20 protein-coding genes are annotated in these 17842 nt (G+C 48.9%); 11 read left to right on the forward strand and 9 right to left on the reverse strand.

What is annotated here, in order from left to right:
- Positions 1–550: 550 nt before the first annotated feature.
- The 5 genes from CYJ98_RS10005 (at position 551) to CYJ98_RS10025 (ending at position 6330) form a co-directional block, all read left to right on the forward strand.
- Positions 551–1609 carry a reverse transcriptase family protein gene (locus CYJ98_RS10005; protein WP_143485318.1) on the forward strand — a complete coding sequence of 353 codons (1059 nt, stop codon included), beginning with the start codon at positions 551–553 and terminating at the stop codon, positions 1607–1609.
- A gap of 135 nt (positions 1610–1744) precedes the next feature.
- Positions 1745–4501: a DUF3418 domain-containing protein gene (locus CYJ98_RS10010; protein ID WP_101756313.1), complete on the forward strand. Its 2757-nt coding sequence runs from the start codon at positions 1745–1747 to the stop codon at positions 4499–4501.
- A gap of 77 nt (positions 4502–4578) precedes the next feature.
- A complete protein-coding gene (locus CYJ98_RS10015) occupies positions 4579–5229 on the forward strand; it encodes a dual OB domain-containing protein (RefSeq protein ID WP_143485319.1) in 651 nt (216 codons plus the stop codon).
- A 13-nt stretch (positions 5230–5242) separates the two neighbouring features.
- Positions 5243–5689 (forward strand): DUF488 family protein, encoded by a 447-nt coding sequence (locus CYJ98_RS10020; protein ID WP_101756314.1) that lies wholly within the window; start codon positions 5243–5245, stop codon positions 5687–5689.
- 2 nt (positions 5690–5691) lie between these two features.
- On the forward strand, positions 5692–6330 hold the full coding sequence (locus CYJ98_RS10025; RefSeq protein WP_101756315.1) for a DUF4326 domain-containing protein: 639 nt from the start codon (positions 5692–5694) through the stop codon (positions 6328–6330).
- A gap of 119 nt (positions 6331–6449) precedes the next feature.
- Here CYJ98_RS10025 and CYJ98_RS10030 read toward each other — a convergent pair whose 3' ends face one another.
- From CYJ98_RS10030 to CYJ98_RS10040, 3 genes are all read right to left on the reverse strand, one after another.
- Entirely contained in the window at positions 6450–7220 is a 771-nt protein-coding gene (locus tag CYJ98_RS10030) for a ParA family protein (protein ID WP_003681348.1), read from the reverse strand.
- A 67-nt stretch (positions 7221–7287) separates the two neighbouring features.
- On the reverse strand, positions 7288–7917 hold the full coding sequence (rsmG, locus tag CYJ98_RS10035; RefSeq protein WP_049322459.1) for a 16S rRNA (guanine(527)-N(7))-methyltransferase RsmG: 630 nt from the start codon (positions 7915–7917) through the stop codon (positions 7288–7290).
- An 82-nt stretch (positions 7918–7999) separates the two neighbouring features.
- Complete coding sequence (locus CYJ98_RS10040; RefSeq protein ID WP_101756316.1) at positions 8000–8494, reverse strand: hypothetical protein; 495 nt, start codon at positions 8492–8494, stop codon at positions 8000–8002.
- Between the two features lie 432 nt (positions 8495–8926).
- Here CYJ98_RS10040 and CYJ98_RS10045 point away from each other — a divergent pair, with 432 nt between their 5' ends.
- The 3 genes from CYJ98_RS10045 (at position 8927) to CYJ98_RS10055 (ending at position 11761) form a co-directional block, all read left to right on the forward strand.
- The gene (locus CYJ98_RS10045; protein ID WP_070814109.1) at positions 8927–10399 is read left to right on the forward strand and encodes a malate:quinone oxidoreductase; all 1473 of its coding nucleotides are present in this window, start codon (positions 8927–8929) and stop codon (positions 10397–10399) included.
- A 143-nt stretch (positions 10400–10542) separates the two neighbouring features.
- The gene (gene trpC / locus CYJ98_RS10050; protein ID WP_101756317.1) at positions 10543–11325 is read left to right on the forward strand and encodes an indole-3-glycerol phosphate synthase TrpC; all 783 of its coding nucleotides are present in this window, start codon (positions 10543–10545) and stop codon (positions 11323–11325) included.
- 64 nt (positions 11326–11389) lie between these two features.
- On the forward strand, positions 11390–11761 hold the full coding sequence (locus CYJ98_RS10055) for a DUF488 domain-containing protein (RefSeq protein ID WP_101756318.1): 372 nt from the start codon (positions 11390–11392) through the stop codon (positions 11759–11761).
- A gap of 72 nt (positions 11762–11833) precedes the next feature.
- On the opposite strand, the gene CYJ98_RS10060 is transcribed toward CYJ98_RS10055, so the two are convergent.
- The 5 genes from CYJ98_RS10060 to argG form a co-directional block, all read right to left on the reverse strand.
- Complete coding sequence (locus CYJ98_RS10060; RefSeq protein WP_101756319.1) at positions 11834–12466, reverse strand: DUF421 domain-containing protein; 633 nt, start codon at positions 12464–12466, stop codon at positions 11834–11836.
- Between the two features lie 12 nt (positions 12467–12478).
- A complete protein-coding gene (locus CYJ98_RS10065; RefSeq protein ID WP_049343729.1) occupies positions 12479–12928 on the reverse strand; it encodes a DUF3290 family protein in 450 nt (149 codons plus the stop codon).
- 129 nt (positions 12929–13057) lie between these two features.
- Entirely contained in the window at positions 13058–13273 is a 216-nt protein-coding gene (locus CYJ98_RS10070) for a hypothetical protein (RefSeq protein WP_101756320.1), read from the reverse strand.
- Positions 13266–13481, reverse strand: coding sequence for a DUF4177 domain-containing protein (locus CYJ98_RS10075; RefSeq protein ID WP_003749376.1), 216 nt, complete (start codon positions 13479–13481; stop codon positions 13266–13268). The genes CYJ98_RS10070 and CYJ98_RS10075 overlap by 8 nt, the downstream gene beginning before the upstream one ends.
- Positions 13482–13523: 42 nt before the next feature.
- Entirely contained in the window at positions 13524–14867 is a 1344-nt protein-coding gene (argG, locus tag CYJ98_RS10080) for an argininosuccinate synthase (protein ID WP_101756321.1), read from the reverse strand.
- Positions 14868–14977: 110 nt separating this feature from the next.
- Here argG and CYJ98_RS10085 point away from each other — a divergent pair, with 110 nt between their 5' ends.
- The 3 genes from CYJ98_RS10085 to CYJ98_RS10095 are packed head-to-tail and all read left to right on the forward strand — an operon-like array spanning position 14978 to position 17366.
- A complete protein-coding gene (locus tag CYJ98_RS10085; RefSeq protein WP_070590443.1) occupies positions 14978–15778 on the forward strand; it encodes a competence/damage-inducible protein A in 801 nt (266 codons plus the stop codon).
- A complete protein-coding gene (locus tag CYJ98_RS10090) occupies positions 15778–16404 on the forward strand; it encodes a phosphatase PAP2 family protein (RefSeq protein ID WP_101756322.1) in 627 nt (208 codons plus the stop codon). Before CYJ98_RS10085 ends, CYJ98_RS10090 begins: the two co-directional genes overlap by 1 nt.
- A gap of 11 nt (positions 16405–16415) precedes the next feature.
- Complete coding sequence (locus CYJ98_RS10095; RefSeq protein WP_101756323.1) at positions 16416–17366, forward strand: YheT family hydrolase; 951 nt, start codon at positions 16416–16418, stop codon at positions 17364–17366.
- Positions 17367–17460: 94 nt separating this feature from the next.
- On the opposite strand, the gene CYJ98_RS10100 is transcribed toward CYJ98_RS10095, so the two are convergent.
- Entirely contained in the window at positions 17461–17757 is a 297-nt protein-coding gene (locus CYJ98_RS10100) for a helix-turn-helix domain-containing protein (RefSeq protein WP_003680641.1), read from the reverse strand.
- Between the last annotated feature and the right edge of the window lie 85 nt (positions 17758–17842).

Genomic DNA, 17842 nt, shown 5'->3' on the forward strand with positions numbered 1-17842 from the left:
TGAAGGTTAATAAAGACAAATTATATTATTTATCTTGCGATAAGTTTAAATTTTAGCTAAAATGAAAGAGATGTATATTAATAAGTCTCACAATATATTTTAAGCAAAATATTTGCTTGGGGCTATTGCCCTAATAGAAAGGCATGTATCTGCCGCTTCGCTTGATTATTGTCTTTTTACAATTAGAAATAGGGAAATATTCAAACTTTTATTGGTTCTATTTGGTGAGAAATCATTGTTGGAGATAGCGCTTAATCCACTATTGATGAATAGGGCTGTAAATACATTAGGTTTGGGCAATTGAAAATTGTTAGGTATTTCCCGCGCTGGAGAAGGACGCTTTTCCAGAGCGGCAGCCGTTCAGGCTGCCTTTTTTTAGGGGTATTATTTTGATATCAGTTTAAACTGTGAACCATTATATATAGGTAAGAAGAGGATTTGTTCACGACTAAAACTATCGTTTTTTAATTTCTTAAAAATATAATGCAATGTAGTTATAAATTGGCTAATATTTTAGCAGAATTATGCACATTAGAAGGGGTATTATCAATTGGCAAAATTAAAAGTATATGTAAATACGAGAGAGCGTTTGTTCAAACCAAAATTAAGCCACTATAAATCATACGAATGGTTTAATAGCCCACTATTTAAGATTAGATATGAAAAAGCATTATTTTTGATTTTGTGTACAACAGATGAGATTTTCTCAATCATTAATAATAAAATTTTTTATTATAATATGTTCGAGATAGGGGGAAGAGTGTGTCATACACCTTGTTATGAATTAAAAGGGCTTCACTCTCGTTTAGCTCAATTCTTGGTGCGTATAAAAAAGCCTAGGTATCTTTATTCTGGCGTAAAAGGTTTATCTTACGTGGATAATGCTCGCGTGCATTCGGTTTACTATGAAACATTCAAAACGGATATTTCGGAGTTTTATTCGGCTACAACTCAAGCTATTGTTTTTAAGTTTTTTAGAAATAAAATGCAATGTAGCCATAAGGTTGCTAATATTTTAGCAGAATTATGTACACTAGAAGGAAAGTTACCAACTGGTAGCCAGCTTAGTATGATTCTAGCCTTTTGGGCAAATTCAGATATGTTTGAGCAGTTAAACCAACTTGCTCAAGAACATCATTTGGTAATGACAGTTTATGTTGACGATATTACATTTTCGGGTGCAAAAATCCCTGCTGGTTTTTGTCAACAAGTCGCACAAATAATGTCAGAGCATGGCCATGCCATGAATAAAAAGAAAACACGCCTATATCAGGCTAATTCTCATAAAGAAATTACAGGTTTGATTATTAATAGAGTTGGTGACAGTCCTATTCCTCCTAATCGATTTTATTTAAAGTTACATAATAAATTAGCAGAATTTAATCAAATTTATGCTGAAATAAAAAATGGTAAATCCAAAATGGAAGAAGATACTTTAAGACAATTAACTAATCATCTGATTGGTCTATTAAACCATGCTTCTCAATTTGATAAAAAATATAAGATGGTAAAAAAGCATATTCAGAAACAGCATGATGATTTAATTCAGTATCTACAAACTACACATAAGGTAGGATCGGGTAAACTAGGTAAACTATGCATTAGGTAATATTTAGTTTTTTAAAAAACGAGAGTAGTTTATGTATATTTATCATTATTGTTGCAAAGGTTTACTTGACTAATGATAATAATATATACAAATTGATTGATAAATATTTCAGGTATATATACCAGTTTATTTATTATGCAAGATAAAACCATACAAACATACCGCCTGACCAAGCTCGGCGAACAAATGGCGCGCCTGCCCATCGACCCGAAAATCGCGCGCATTTTGCTGGCGGCAAAGAAACACGACTGCATGGCGGAAATATTGGTGATTGCGTCCGCGCTGTCGATTCAAGACCCGCGCGAGCGGCCGCTGGAAGCACGCGATGCCGCCGCCAAGGCGCACGAACGCTTTACCGACAAGCAATCCGACTTTCTTGCCTATTTGAATATTTGGGACAGCTTCCAGCGCGAGCGCGACAAAGGTTTGTCCAACAAGCAGCTGGTGCAGTGGTGTCGTCAATATTTTCTGTCGCACCTGCGTATGCGCGAATGGCGCGAGCTGCACCACCAGCTTGCTCAAACTGCGATTGAAATGGGTTTGACCACCAAGGAAGCCGCGTTTAGACAACCTCCTACCCAAGAACAATTAAGGCCGTCTGAAAGCCAAGGCGATCAAGATTTGGCGGCCAAACTCAAACAAAAACAACTGGACAAGAAGCAACACCGCGCCCAAATCCGCGCCGCAAAAGAAGCCGGCTACGAACAAATCCACCGTGCCCTGCTGACCGGCCTTATCGCCAACGTCGGCATGAAATCACCCGACGGCAACGACTATACCGGCGCGCGCGGCAGCCGTTTCCACCTGTTTCCTGCCTCTGCCCTGTTCAAAGCCAAACCCAAATGGGTGATGGCGGCAGAATTGGTTGAAACCACGCGCCTTTACGCGCGCGACGTCGCCGTTATTCAGCCCGAATGGATAGAGCAGGAAGCGCCGCACCTCGTCCGCTATCATTATTTCGAGCCGCACTGGGAACAAAAACGCGGTGAAGTCGTCGCCAGCGAACGCGTGACGCTTTACGGCCTGACCGTATTGCTGCGCCGCCTCGTGTCTTACGGCAAAGTTGCGCCCGAAGAAGCGCGCGAAATCTTTATCCGCGGCGCATTGGTGGCGCAGGAAAGCAATCTTCAGACGGCCTTTTTTGCACACAATAAAAAGCTGATTAAAGAAATCACCGAACTCGAACACAAATCGCGCAAGCAAGATGTATTGGTCGATGACGAAGCCCTGTTTGCGTTTTATAACGAACGCCTGCCCGAGCTGGTGTGGAAAGATGCGAAAGGCGGCGTTTGGGGAAGTGAAGAGGGCGGACAAAACCTGTCAGATAAAAATGCCGAACAAAACGGATCAGACAACAAGACCAATCAGCATGCCGCAAAAGGCAAAGGCCGTCTGAAACCATTGCCCCTTGCTGATATCCGTACCTTTGAAGCCTGGCTCAAAACCGCCGAGCGCGACAATCCGCGCCTGCTGTTCCTCAGCCGCGACGATTTGATGCAACACGCCGCCGCGCACATTACCGAAGAGCAGTTCCCAAAATTCTGGCAAACCGCAGACGGCAAGTTCAAACTTTCCTACCGCTTCGAGCCGCACCATCCGCTCGACGGTGTGACCATGACCGTGCCGCTGACCGTCCTCAACCGCCTGCACGCGCCGTCGCTCGAATGGCTGGTGCCCGGTATGTTGCGCGAAAAAATCCAGCTGCTGATTAAAGCCCTGCCGAAGCAAATCCGTCGCATTTGTGTGCCCGTACCCGATTTCATCACCAAATTCCTCGAAAGCAATCCCGACCGCCAAGCGGCCATCATTCCCCAGTTGGCGCACTTTATCGCCAAAAGCGCCGGCGATATGCGGATTCTCGAGCAAATCGACCAAGACGCATGGGCGGCGCAAGAATTGCCCGAACACTGCTATCTGAATCTGCGCATTATCGACGACGGCGGACAAGAGCTTGCCGGCGGCCGCAAACTGCACGAATTGCAACAACAGCTCGGCCAAGCCGCCGCCGTCACCTTCCGCGACAACACCCAAGAATTCGAGCGCGACAACGTTACCGCATGGGACATCGGCACACTGCCCGAATCCATCAAATTTGCCCGCGGCAAACAACAGCTTACCGGCTATCTCGGCCTGCAAAAAGAAAAAGACGGCCGCATCGCCCTGCGCCTGTTCGACACCACCGAAGCCGCCGAACAGGCACACCGTCAAGGCGTAATCGAATTGATGAAACTGCAATTAAAAGAGCAGGTAAAAGATTTGAACAAAGGCATCCAAGGCTTCACCCAAGCCGCCATGCTGCTCAAGCACATCAACGCCGACACCTTGCGCGACGACCTCACCCAAGCCGTCTGCGACCGCGCCTTTATCGGAGAAGACGAGCTGCCACGCAACGAAAAAGCCTTCAAAGAACAAATCAAACGCGCCCGCAGCCGCCTGCCCGCCGTGAAAGAAGCCCTCAGCCGCTACTTGCAGGAAACCGCAGCCGCCTACGCCGAACTCAACGGCAAACTCGGCAAACACCCGCTCACCCACCTCATACGCCAACGCCTGCAAGCCCTGCTTGCCGCCGGCTTCGCCAGCCATACCCCATGGGCACAATGGCCGCGCCTCCCCATCTACCTCAAAGCCATGACCCTGCGCCTTGAAAAATACAGCAGCAACCCCGCCCGCGACGCAGCCCGCGAAGCCGATATCCAAGAGCTGGAACAAATGTGGCAGGAAAAAACCGACGGTTTGGTGAAACAAGGACAACCCGTTTCAGACGACCTCGCCGCGTTTAAATGGATGATTGAAGAATTGAGAGTGTCGCTGTTTGCGCAGGAGTTGAAGACGCCGTATCCGGTGTCAGTGAAGAGGTTGTTGAAGGAGTGGGAGAAAGAAAATAGAAAATAATTTATTTAAAAGAAATTTACAATAATAAAAATTTGGAATATGATTTAGTTAATATAAAAATTGGGAAAATGTAAATTATGACTATTACTAAAGATATTTTAATTTTAGCTAAATCATGGAAACATGGTGACTATTGTATTGCAGGCAAAGAAATGAGGACTGGCAATTGGATTCGCCCAGTCTCCGATAATAATGAAACTAACGGGGCAATCACAGAAGACCAAGCTAGGTTGACTTATAAAGGAGCAACTTGTGCCCCGTGGAGATGTCAAACTTTAAGGAAAGTTAGAATAAATTTTTCTCAACACGCCCCAAATGATTACCAACCAGAAAATTATCAAATTGATAATACACAATGGATTCAGCTATATAATGAAAATGTAGATCTAAATAATTATTTAGATGCTCCTTCAGATATTTGGGGTTCTAACTATGCTCTGACCCACCAGGAAGCGATAGATGCAAACTCATCTTTATATCTTCTCAGTGTGAATAATATTAGTTTTTATATAAATCCAAATACTGATTCAAATGGTACTCGAACTCGTATTCGAGCAACCTTTAGTTATAACGGATATCAATATGACTTCCCCGTAACAGGGTCAGGAGGTCCTACTCCAAACGAATGCCCTATAAGTTATAGTTCGGGAATATTTTGCATAAGTTTAGGAGAGTTATATAAAGGGCTACACTATAAATTAATTGCTGCAGTTTACAGCTTAGAGTAATAAAGATCATATCATGAGTTTAAATTTATATACTATTGGATTTACTAAAAAAAGTGCAGAAACTTTTTTTAATTTTTTAAGAAAAAATAATATCGAAAAATTGATTGATGTCCGATTAAATAATGTCTCACAACTTGCTGGATATGCAAAAAAAGATGACTTGAAATTTTTTCTTAAAGAAATTTGTCATGCTGAATATCTGCATATTCCTGATTGGGCTCCTACAGATAATATTCTAAAACCTTATAAAAAAGGAGATATGCCATGGGAGAAATACGAAGATTTATTCTTGAACTTAATGGCAAAAAGGAATATTGAACGCTTTGTCAAGCCTGAATTATTAGCAAACTCATGCTTACTTTGTAGCGAGCATGAACCACATCACTGCCATAGAAGATTAGTGGTAGAATATTTAAATCAACATACCGATTTAAATTTATCAATAAAACATCTGTATTGATCATGAATAAATTTCTTATTCTATATCCTAAGTTATTTAATGTAACTTCTAAATTTAATCGTAAACTTGATAGAATATTGCAAAATCAAAATAACGGTGAATTAGTCTATTTAGAAGATTACCGGAAATTCATCACAGAATATTGTCAGGAGAATAAGCGATTTGCCCATCGTAAAATTGAAAATATACAAGAAGAACCAATAACACACGCCATTGTCTTTGATGATGGTGAGGAGTTTTCTACTGAACTGGAATGGCTAAAAGCGAACAATATTCCATTAAGGTGGATTAAAATTCCGATTACAAGGGTGATTAATATTGATAAGGATGATTACCAACAATATTCAAAAGAACAATATGAATATATAGGTAGATTGCCCAATCGAAAAAACTCTCCAAATTGGAGTAATCCATATTCAATGTATGATTTTCAAATTGGAGATGATGAAAATCAATTATCTAGAGAAGATGTAATTAGAAAATTTGAATATGGCTTTAATCATGATAATTTACCAACTAATTTAAAAAGATCTGACACATATCAGCTTGCAGGGAAAAGATTAGGATGTCATTGCAAGCCCTATGCTTGCCATGGCGATATTATTGCGGATTTTTTGAATAGTTGGGATGATGGAAAATAAGTTAAAGTAGCTACCTACGTTTTATCCTGAGGCAAGCTGGAGCCTGCCTCCAACCGCTCAAAGGCCGTCTGAAAGTATTTCCCAACTTTCAGACGGCCTTTTTATATTCATATTTCTGTTTATTTTTCCAACCGTGCAATCAGTTCATCGGCCAAGTCGAGATAAGCCTGGGTGCCTTTGGCGTGAGCGTCGTAGGCGAGGGCGGGGAGGCCGTGGCTGGGGGCTTCGGCGAGGCGGATGTTGCGGGGGATGACGGTATCGAAGAGCAGGTTGCCGAAGTGTTGTTTGAGCTGTTCGCTGACTTCGACGACGAGGCGGCTGCGGCTGTCGTACATGGTGCGGACGATGCCGGTTACGTCGAGGTCGGGGTTGATGGCTTGGCGGATTTTGCGGACGGTGGCCACTAAGTCGGAGATGCCTTCGAGGGCGTAGTATTCGCAAAGCATGGGGACGATGACGCCGTTGGCGGCGACAAGGCCGTTGAGGGTGAGCAGGGTCAGGGACGGAGGACAGTCGATGAGGACGTAGTCATAGTTGTCGGCAACGAGCTGCAGGGCGTTTTTGAGGCGGATTTCGCGTGCGATTTCTTGGACGAGTTCGACTTCTGCGCCGGCCAGTGTGCGGTTGGCGCCCAATACGTCGTAGCCGCCTTCTTTACTGCGGACGACGGCGTTGGGGATGTCGGTTTCGCCGAGGACGACTTGGTAAACGCCGTTTTCGATGGTGGCTTTGTTGATGCCGCTGCCTGTGGTGGCGTTGCCTTGGGGGTCGAGGTCGACGACGAGGACGCGGCGGCCTTTGGAGGCCAGGGAGGCGGCTAGGTTGACGGTGGTGGTGGTTTTGCCGACTCCGCCTTTTTGGTTGGCGACGGCGAGGATTTGTGCGCTCATGTGCTTTGCTGTCGTGTTAAGTGTGGATGGCTGGATTGTACCGTTATTCGGTATGCTTGGGTTGTTTTCAGACGGCCTTTTTGCGGATGATGACGATATGGCGTTCGGCATTGAGTTGGGGGACGTTCAATGCTTCGACTTTTTCGACGGCGACGCTTTCGGGCAGTTTGTCGATTTCTTCTTGCGGATATACGCCTTTCATGGCAGCCCAGTAGCCGCCGTCTTTGAGGAGGTGCTCGGTCCAGTTGACGAAGTCGGCGAGTTCGGCAAAGGCGCGGCTGGTGATGACGTCGGCGCGGCAGTCGGCGGCGGCTTCTACGCGGCCGCTGATGACGCGGACGTTTTTTAGGCCGAGTTCGATGACGGCTTGTTGCAGAAAGGCGGTTTTTTTGGTGTTGGCATCGAGGAGGGTGATGTCAAGGTCGGGATGGCAGATGGCGGTGGGTATGCCGGGCTGTCCGCCGCCGGAGCCGACGTCGAGCATGGTTTGGGCGTGTTCGATGTAGGGCAAGAGGGTCAGGCTGTCGAGCAGATGATGGCTGACGGTTTGGGCGGGATCGCGCAGGGCGGTCAGGTTGTAGGTTTTGTTCCACTTTTGCAGCAGGGCGGCATAGTCTAGCAGTTTGGCTTGTTTGGCTCCGTCGATGTCCAAACCCAGTGCCTGTATGCCGTCGCGGAGCTGTTGCGCCTGATTCATTTGTTATTCCTTATTGGTTAAAACGCGTTGGATGTAATGGTAACGGAAAGCATGCCGTCTGAAAATGTTTGCGTCTGTTGAATCAACGTTTCATTTTGTGAAAGACGATAGGCTGCTCCGGCGCGCGCGTGAGTTGTTTGGGCAGGGTCAGCATGGCGATGATCCATACGGAGAGGGTGTAGTAGAACACGCCTTGTCCGCGCATACCTGCCAATGCGGCATTACCTAAGATGGCTTCAAAAATCAAGCCTGCCGCCGCCGAGGCACACGCTGCAACACCGGCAAGGAAGATGGCGTAACGCGAATGCCGGCGCATCATTTTTTTATACGCCAGCTTGGTCAGTCCGCCGGCAATCGGCAGGTTGAGGAAGGCAAACATACCGCAGACGAACCATGCGACGGAGTCCTGCCAACCGCTTTGCCATGCCCATGCACCGTCTTTGACTGTGACCAGCAGGCCTTGGCCGTCTGAAAAGGCGATTTGCACGATATTGTGCAATATCATCGCCAGCGGCAGGGTGAGGAATATCAGTGCGACCAATAGGGGGCGGTAGGGCTTTTCTTGTGTCAGATACATGGCGGTTTGCCTTGTTGTGGGATAAGTTGAAATGATAGCAGATTGGCGGTTGATTCACGTTTGTTAGCGCTGAAATTGCTGACAAAAACGGTCAATTAAAAAAGAAATGAAAAATTCTTTTTTCTTGGCAAACGTTGGTAGATAAAGGTTAAGAAAACGTTTTCAGACGGCCTAATCTCTTATTTTTATATGAACCGAACAGAAAATCTTTGCATTTCTCCGTAAAATCTACTAAATTCTCAATAACATATTATAAAGACCTGAAATCTGGAACCCAAACCGAAACTGCCTCCCGCTATTTACGCTCGGAAACTCAGCAGGCAACAAAAGTTTCACACACTACAAAAACAAAGCAATTCCTCTGAAATCAGTTGTTTATAATGATAGATAACCACAAGGCAAACCATGCCTGACTTTAGTAGGAGTAAAACCATGGCTGAAGCAACCGATGTCGTATTAGTAGGCGGCGGCATTATGAGCGCCACTTTGGGCGTATTGCTCAAAGAACTCGAACCATCTTGGGAAATCACCCTGATCGAACGCTTGGAAGATGTAGCGTTGGAATCATCAAATGCATGGAACAATGCCGGTACGGGACACTCTGCGCTGTGTGAATTGAACTATGCGCCCCTGACTGCCGACGGCACGATCGATCCGACCCGCGCCCTCAATATTGCCGAACAATTCCATATCAGCCGCCAATTTTGGGCGACTTTGGTCGAAGAGGGCAAACTGACCGACCGCACTTTCATCAATTCCGTCCCCCATATGTCGCTGGTGATGAACGCCGACCATTGCAGTTATCTGCAAAAACGTTTCGACGTGTTCAAAAACCAAAAACTCTTTGAAAAAATGGAGTTTTCTACTGACCGTGCCAAAATTGCCGAATGGGCGCCGCTGGTTGTCAACGGCCGTGATGAAAACCAATCCATCGCTGCTAACTACTCCGCCGAAGGCACAGACGTCGATTTCGGCAGCCTGACCCGCCAGATGGTCAAATACTTGAGCGACAAAGGCGTAAAAATCAAATTCAACCGTCATGTCGACGACCTCAACCGCGAATCGGACGGCGCGTGGGTGCTGAAAACCAGCAGCACCAAAGACGATGACGACCCGTTGACACTCCGCACCCGTTTCGTCTTCCTCGGCGCAGGCGGCGGCGCACTGACCCTGCTGCAAAAATCTGGTATCCCCGAAGGCAAAGGCTACGGCGGCTTTCCGGTTTCCGGCCTCTTCTTCCGCAACAGCAATCCTGAAACGGCCGCGCAACACAACGCCAAAGTGTACGGCCAAGCCTCCGTCGGCGCGCCCCCTATGTCCGTTCCGCATTTGGATACTCGCAACGTGGACGGCCAACGCCATTTGATGTTCGGTCCGTATGCAGGCTTCCGCCCCAACTTCCTCAAACAAGGCTCGCTCATGGATTTGCCGATGTCCATCCACATGGACAACCTCTATCCTATGCTCCGCGCCGGTTGGGCTAATATGCCGCTGACCAAATACCTCTTGGGCGAATTGCGTAAAACCAAAGAAGAACGCTTCACTTCGCTCTTAGAGTATTATCCGGAAGCCAATCCTGACGATTGGGAACTGATTACCGCCGGTCAACGCGTACAAATCATCAAAAAAGACCCGAAAAAAGGCGGCGTACTCCAATTTGGTACCGAAATCGTCGCTCATGCCGACGGCTCGCTGGCCGCATTGCTGGGCGCGTCCCCAGGCGCATCAACCGCCGTACCTTTGATGATTAAGCTGATCAACCAATGCTTCCCAGATCATGCCGAATCATGGTCAGGCCGTCTGAAAGAATTGGTGCCCGGCTACGGTATCAAGCTGAACGACAATCCGACTTTGGCGGACGAAATCATCAGCCACAACGCGTCCGTTTTGGGCATTCATCACTAAATTGAAGCAGACACAAAGGCGGGCATTCTTGCCCGCCTTTTTTCAAACCATTAAAATAGCGGCATTCAGGCCGTCTGAAATCTAATCTGCAGCAGCATGTTGCACGATTCAAACCCGAAAATCAGCCCCAATAGAAAAACGCCATGACCGATATTCTCAACAAAATCCTTGCCACCAAAGCAGAAGAAGTGGCCGCCCAAAAAGCCGCCGTTTCCTTGGAAGACATCAAAGCCCAAGCGCAGGCTGCTGCGCCGGTTCGCAGCTTTATCGGCTCGATCCGTGAAAAACACGCGCAGAATCTACCTGCCATTATTGCCGAAGTCAAAAAAGCCAGCCCGAGCAAAGGCCTGATCCGTCCTGATTTTCATCCTGCCGAAATCGCCGTTGCCTATGAAAAAGCCGGCGCGGCCTGTTTGTCCGTGTTGACGGACGAACCTTATTTCCAAGGCTCGCCCGAGTATTTGAAACAGGTGCGTGCGGCCGTGGTGCTGCCGGTCTTGCGTAAAGACTTTATCATCGACGAATACCAAATCTATCAGGCGCGCGCGTGGGGTGCGGATGCGGTTCTTCTGATTGCCGCCGCATTGGAAGCCGGGCAGCTTGAGCGTTTTGAAGCCGTTGCCCACGAATTGGGCATGACTGTATTGTTAGAATTGCACGATGCGTCCGAGCTGGAAAAATGCCGCAACATGACCACGCCGTTGTGGGGCGTCAACAACCGCAACCTGCGTACGTTTGAAGTGACCCTGCAACAAACCCTCGACCTCTTGCCCGAATTGAACGGCAAAACCGTTGTAACCGAAAGTGGCATCCGCAACAAAGAAGACGTCGATTTCATGCGCAGCCACGACGTGTATACTTTCCTGATCGGCGAAACCTTTATGCGTGCCGACGACATCGAAGTCGAAGTCAAAAAACTGTTTTAAACCCTAAAAAACATCAGGCCGTCTGAATTTTCAGACGGCCTGAATCCATTGGAGACGAGAAAAAATGTTTACCGTACAGCGCATTTACGCCTATCAACCCGATTCTAAACAAACCGCCGTCTTTATCGACCGCCTCTATCCGCGCGGTGTCCATAAAGAAGTTTTCGCTACGGCGCTCTGGCTGAAAGACATTACGCCCAGTGCAAACCTGCGCCGCTGGTATCACGAAAATCCGGCTGATAATTTTGACAGTTTTGTCAGCCGTTATCATGAAGAGCTGCAAGGCGATGCCGAGCAGGCCGCCATCAAGCGGCTGCTGGATTTGGAGCGGCAACACGGCAATATCCTGTTGCTGACCGCCGTCAAAGATCCCCGACATTCCCACGTCTCTGCGCTGGCTCAATTTTTGGGTGCAAGGTTTGAATATCGCGATTAAAAAATCAGTGTTTGGGCTGAATACAAAAAGGCCGTCTGAAATCAAGGTTTCAGACGGCCTGCTATTTTCAAATCAAGAAGGATAACGGTGTGCCACCAATTTTCCGTCTATGTATTCGCCGATATAGACTTGCGAGGCTTCAAGGTGGAGGCGCTCGAGTTCCTGTTGCAGCCATTCTTCATCACGCTTAATGATTTCGAGGATGTCGGGGTCAACTTGGCCGTCTGTAATCAGTGGATAGCGCAGGCTTTCGTCGCCGTACTTAATGACGGCGAGCTGGCCGTTTTGTTCCATCACGGCACGTTTGACGGCAGAGATTTCGTAGATGCCGGCGGCGCGGAGTTTGAACATGAGGTCGTGTGCGCTGATGCCGTTTTTCATACATTCATCGGTTTGGATTTTGCCGTTGACGATAACCCAGACGGATTTGCCGTCAATTACGGATTTGACCCAGCGGTTGTGGTTTTTGATGAATTTCAGGCTCAAGACCAACAGCGTCCACAAAATCAGCACGAGGAAAAATTGCAACAGGCCGACGCTGTCGCTGTAAATCACGCCGCCGATGATGCCGCCGAGTACATAGTTTTGCACTTGGTCCATGGCGGAGGTCGGCGCGAGGTTACCTTTACCTAAGAGGTTGATTTGCAAAATCAAACCTAAAATACCCATCAGTAGTTTGAGGGCGAGCAGGGAGTATGCTTCCATGTGTGTATCCTGTTATTCTTTATCGATGAGTTCGATATTGTTGTTGACCAAATTGATGGGCGTCAGCGTGTAGGCGGAGAAGTCTTGATTGAAATGTACTTCGTAGTATTGGTTTTTGATGCCGATAATCATGCCGTTGAACAGGCGCGTGCTGTTGACGATGATATCTTGTTTTTCAACTTTTTGGTTTTCAATCAAGGCATTGAGAAAACCCACCATGCGCGAAGTATCGGCGGCAAAGTTTTGACGCTCGCTGTATGAAAGATATTGCGTGCCGCAGATGAGGATAAGCAACAGCAGCGCAATTATGCTCAGGTCGCGGTATTTGGTGTCCATGCGGTGGCGCAGGTATTGCGATACGGCGAGCAGGAGGACGACGAGGGCGGCGAAAATCAGGACGTATTTCAAGTAGTCGTTGAAATACATATGGTTTTCAAGATAAAAGTGGGAAAAGAATTTCATGGTATTCAGTAGCTTTGAGGAGGGTAATCAGGCCGTCTGAAACTTACATTTCAGACGGCCTTGTCTATTAAACAAGGATTTTGCGTCAAGGTTTCGGATAAAGCATACATGGTGCTTCCCGAAGCAGTATCAGTTGATAAATCCGTCGTCCTTCATTTTCTTTTCGGAAAAATACTGGCTGATGACCAGTAAGCTGGCCAAAATGATAATGAAAAGACCCGCCATGGTCAGGGTGATTTTGAGAAACAAATCGGCATCGATGAAGGAAAACCAAAGTTGCAAAATTAAGAGCAACACCCAGCTGACGAACAATCCGAGACAGGCATAGACGCCGAGTTTAAACACGTTCTTTTTCCAAAATGACGACGTAAGCTTCACGCACGAAAAACAGCAGCATGCGGCGCTGGTCTTTTTCCATGGTAACGACCTTCCATCCTTGTGAAGCGTGGCTGTTGAGGAAGTCGCTGAATTTGACCGGATTGATTTTGGCGCTGCCGAAAACCAAACTGGAAAGCAGGTTCTCTTGATAAATGACGGCTTTATATTCTTTCATTTTATTCCTTTAAAAATAAGGGGGCTTTAAAGCCCCCTCATTCTACTCCTTATTATTCAACTGCGGTAATACGGAACCTTCGCCCAGCGACAACAAGCCGCTTTGCGAGTAAATACCCAGTTTGGCGCGGGTGTCGGTGATGTCGAGGTTGCGCATGGTCAGTTGGCCTATGCGGTCGAGCGGTGTGAACGCTGCGTCTTCGACTTTTTCCATGCTCAGGCGTTCCGGTTGGTAGGTCAGGTTAGGCGATTCGGTGTTCAGAATCGAGTAGTCGTTGCCGCGGCGCAGCTCGAGAGTGACTTCGCCGGTGATAGCTTTGGCGACCCAGCGTTGGGCGGTTTCGCGCAACATGAGGGCTTGGCTGTCAAACCAGCGGCCTTGGTAGAGCAGGCGGCCGAGGCGCAGGCCGTTGATGCGGTATTGTTCGATGGTGTCCTCGTTGTGGATGCCAGTCACCAAACGCTCGTAGGCGATGTGGAACAATGCCATGCCCGGGGCTTCGTAGATGCCGCGTGATTTGGCTTCGATGATGCGGTTTTCGATTTGGTCGCTCATGCCCAAGCCGTGACGGCCGCCGATGCGGTTGGCTTCGAGGAAGAGTTCGACGGGGGCGGCGTATTCTTTGCCGTTTAATGCAACCGGTACGCCTTCTTCAAAGCGTACGCTGACTTCTTCGGGTTTGACTTCGACGCTTTCGTCCCAGAAGGCAACGCCCATGATGGGCTTAACGATTTTGATGCCGCTGTTGAGGAATTCCAAGTCTTTCGCTTCGTGGGTGGCACCCAGCATGTTGGAGTCGGTAGAGTAGGCTTTTTCAACCGACATTTTGTAGTTGAAGCCGTTGGCAATCAGAAATTCGCTCATTTCATGACGGCCGCCGAGTTCGTCGATAAATTGTTGGTCGAGCCAAGGTTTGTAGATTTTCAACGCGGGATTGGTCAATAGGCCGTAGCGGTAGAAACGCTCGATGTCGTTGCCTTTGTAGGTGCTGCCGTCGCCCCAGATGTTAACATCGTCTTCTTTCATGGCGGAAACGAGCATGGTGCCGGTCACGGCGCGGCCCAGAGGCGTGGTGTTGAAATAGGCGATGCCGCCGGTGGAAACATGAAACGCGCCGCATTGGATGGCGGCGATGCCTTCGTGTGCCAACTGCGCGCGGCAGTCGATCAGGCGGGCGTTTTCTGCGCCGTATTCCATCGCTTTTTTAGGAATGGCGTTGTAATCGTCTTCGTCAGGTTGGCCGAGGTTGGCGGTGTAGGCGTAAGGCAGCGCGCCTTTGAGTTTCATCCACAGTAGTGCGGCAGAGGTATCAAGACCGCCGGAGAAGGCGATGCCGACTTTTTGACCGATGGGGAGATTTTGTAAAATGGTATGGTTTTGGCTCATTGGGATTCCTCCAGACTTGAAAAGTTGAAACCATTATCTTATAAATGGAATACATTGTCAGCAATTAGGCCGTCTGAATGTTCGGAGGGCCGTATTAAAGAAACCTCATCATGAACGCTTTTAACCTTATTATCATCGGCGACGAAATCCTGCACGGCAGCCGTCAAGACAAGCATTTCGCCTTTTTTAAATCTTTATTGGAATCGCACGGGCTGAAGCTCAATCAGGTGCAATATCTGCCTGATGAACCCGATTTGTTGGTCAAACAACTGCGCCGCAGTTTTTCAGATGGCCTGCCGACTTTCGTTACCGGCGGTATCGGTTCTACGCCTGACGACCACACGCGCCAAGCCGCAGCGGCTGCTTTGGATTTGCCTGTCGTCCGCCATCCTGAAGCCGCCAAGTTTATCGAAGGCGTGACCCAGAAACGCGGCGAACCGCTCGATTCGCCGGAACACGCCCAACGCCTGAAGATGGCGGATTTTCCCGAAGGCGCAGAATTGGTGCCCAATCCGTTTAACAACATCGCCGGATTTTCCATCCGCGAGCATTATTTCTTCCCCGGTTTCCCGGTGATGGCGCACCCGATGGCCGAATGGGTATTGGAAACTTATTACGCCGACCGCTTCAACCAAACCGAACGCGGCAGCCGCAGCGTGTATGTGTTCGACCAACCCGAATCGCGCATTACGCCGATTATGGAACATCTTGAGCGCACCTACGCTGGTATCCGTTCGTACAGTCTGCCCACCGTGGGCCGTACCGATTCAGACGGCCGTTATACTCCGCCGCATATCGAGTTCGGCATCAAAGCGGAAGGCGAGGCCTGCCGCTTGTTGGATGCGGCGTGGGAAGATGCGTTGCAGGGTTTGCAGGCGATTGGCGCGACTTTGAAAGAAACGGTGGAATAATGCACTTATCCCCAGCCCAATCCAGACGCGCACTGATTTTTGCCTCTTTGCTGTTTTTGCCGCCGACCCTCATCATCGGCATTTGGCTGGCGCAATATGGCGGCTTTGCTTTTGAGCCGCCGCTGATGCACGCCGTCCATGCCCACGCGGGAACATGGTTTGACCCGATTGCCACTGTGTTGCACTATCTGGGCAAAACCGCGATTGCCGTGCCGCTGATCGGCGCAGTCGCCGCAGCCCTGTATTTCGCCGATAAGAAGCGCGAAGCACTGTTTTGCGTGTTGGCTGCATTGGTGCCGACTTTGAACATGTTGATTGTGAAGGTATGGTTTGCCCGCGAACGCCCGCTGCTTTGGCCTCGCCTGATTGAAGAAAGCAATTTTTCCTTTCCCAGCGGCCACAGCACGTTTTCCGCCGCCATTGCCGTCATATTGATATTGCTTTGCCGCCGCACACGCTACCGCCGCGCCGCTTGGGTGGCCGGTATTGCCTTTGCCCTGTTGACCGGGTTTTCGCGCATTTATTTGGGCGTGCATTATCCCACCGATGTTTGGGCAGGCTGGACAAACGGCACGCTGACTGCCTTGCTGGTGTATATGCTCATCTTCAGGCCGTCTGAAAAATAGAAGAAATAATTATGAATACACGTTCCCCCAACACGCCTTATTGGCTCAGAAACGGCCACGCCGACACCCTGTTTGCCAAGTTGCTGCAAGGCAAGGCGCCCGACTACCGCCGCGAGCTTCTGCCCGACAGCACCGGCAAAACCCAAGTTGCCTACGATTTTGTCGACAGCGCCGACCCCGATGCGCCGCTGGTGGTTTTGTTCCACGGACTGGAAGGCAGCAGCGAGAGCCATTACGCGGTCGAGTTGATGAAAGCCGTGCAGCAGCGCGGTTGGAACGGCGTGGTCGCCCATTTCCGCAGTTGTGGCGGCATCGCAAACACCGCGCCCGTGTTCTACCACCTCGGCGATACGCCCGAAATCGCCTTTATGCTCAACACGCTGGCCCGACGCTATTCAACCATTTACGCCGTCGGCGTTTCTTTGGGGGGCAATGCCTTGGCCAAGTATTTGGGCGAGCAGGGCAGCAATGCCGTTCCGCGTGCTTCTGCCGTCATTTCCGCACCGGTTGATGCCGTGGCGGCCGGTACGCGTTTTGATCAGGGCATGACACGACTGATTTACACGCGCTATTTTTTGAATTCGCTGCTGCCGAAAGCCCGAGCGATTCCTCAGTTTCAGACGGCCTTGAGCCGGCAAAACTGCAAAACGCTTGGCGATTTTGACGACCGCTTTACCGCGCCGCTTCACGGTTTTGCCGACCGCCACGATTACTATCGCCGCAATTCCTGCAAACCGTTCTTGAAAGGCGTGGATACGCCGTTGCTGCTGCTCAATGCCGTCAACGACCCCTTCCTGCCGCCGGAAGCCCTGCCGACCGGGCGGGACGTGTCCTCGGCCGTTACGCTGCTGCAACCGGCATACGGCGGTCATGTCGGCTTTGTCAGCCGCGATCGGGGCCGTCTGAATCTGCAATGGCTGCCACAAACAGTGTTGGACTATTTCAAGCAGTATCAGCCGTAAATGAAAAAGGACATGTATGCGACATGTCCTTAGAGTGTAGAAAGTAAAAAGGCCGTCTGAAAACAAGTTTCAGACGGCCTTTTGAATGGCTTGATTATTTGCCTTTGTTGTCGGCTTTGGCTTCTTTTTTCAGAGAAGCGTACAACTCAGGGTCGCGGTTTTTCAGCAAGGACGCAACGGCCAAGTCGTCACGGTTTACTTTAGCCAAATCGACGCGCTCGATGTGTACCAAACGCAGCAATTCGCGTACAGGTTTAGGCATATTGCGGCCGGATTCGTAACGGGAACCACCGGATTGAGTCACACCGATGCGGCTCCAGAAGTCCATTTGGTTCAGGCCGAGTTTTTTACGGATATCGCGGATGTTTTCAATTTTTTCGAACGATTTCATGAATCTTCCTTATTGTGGTATTTGTTGCATGCCTCTAGGCATAAAAATGGGTCTGCAAGAATGCCGGCATCCCTTTTCCTGTAGG

Origin of the sequence: Neisseria perflava (genome assembly GCF_002863305.2) — a bacterium.
Lineage (GTDB): Bacteria > Pseudomonadota > Gammaproteobacteria > Burkholderiales > Neisseriaceae > Neisseria > Neisseria perflava_A.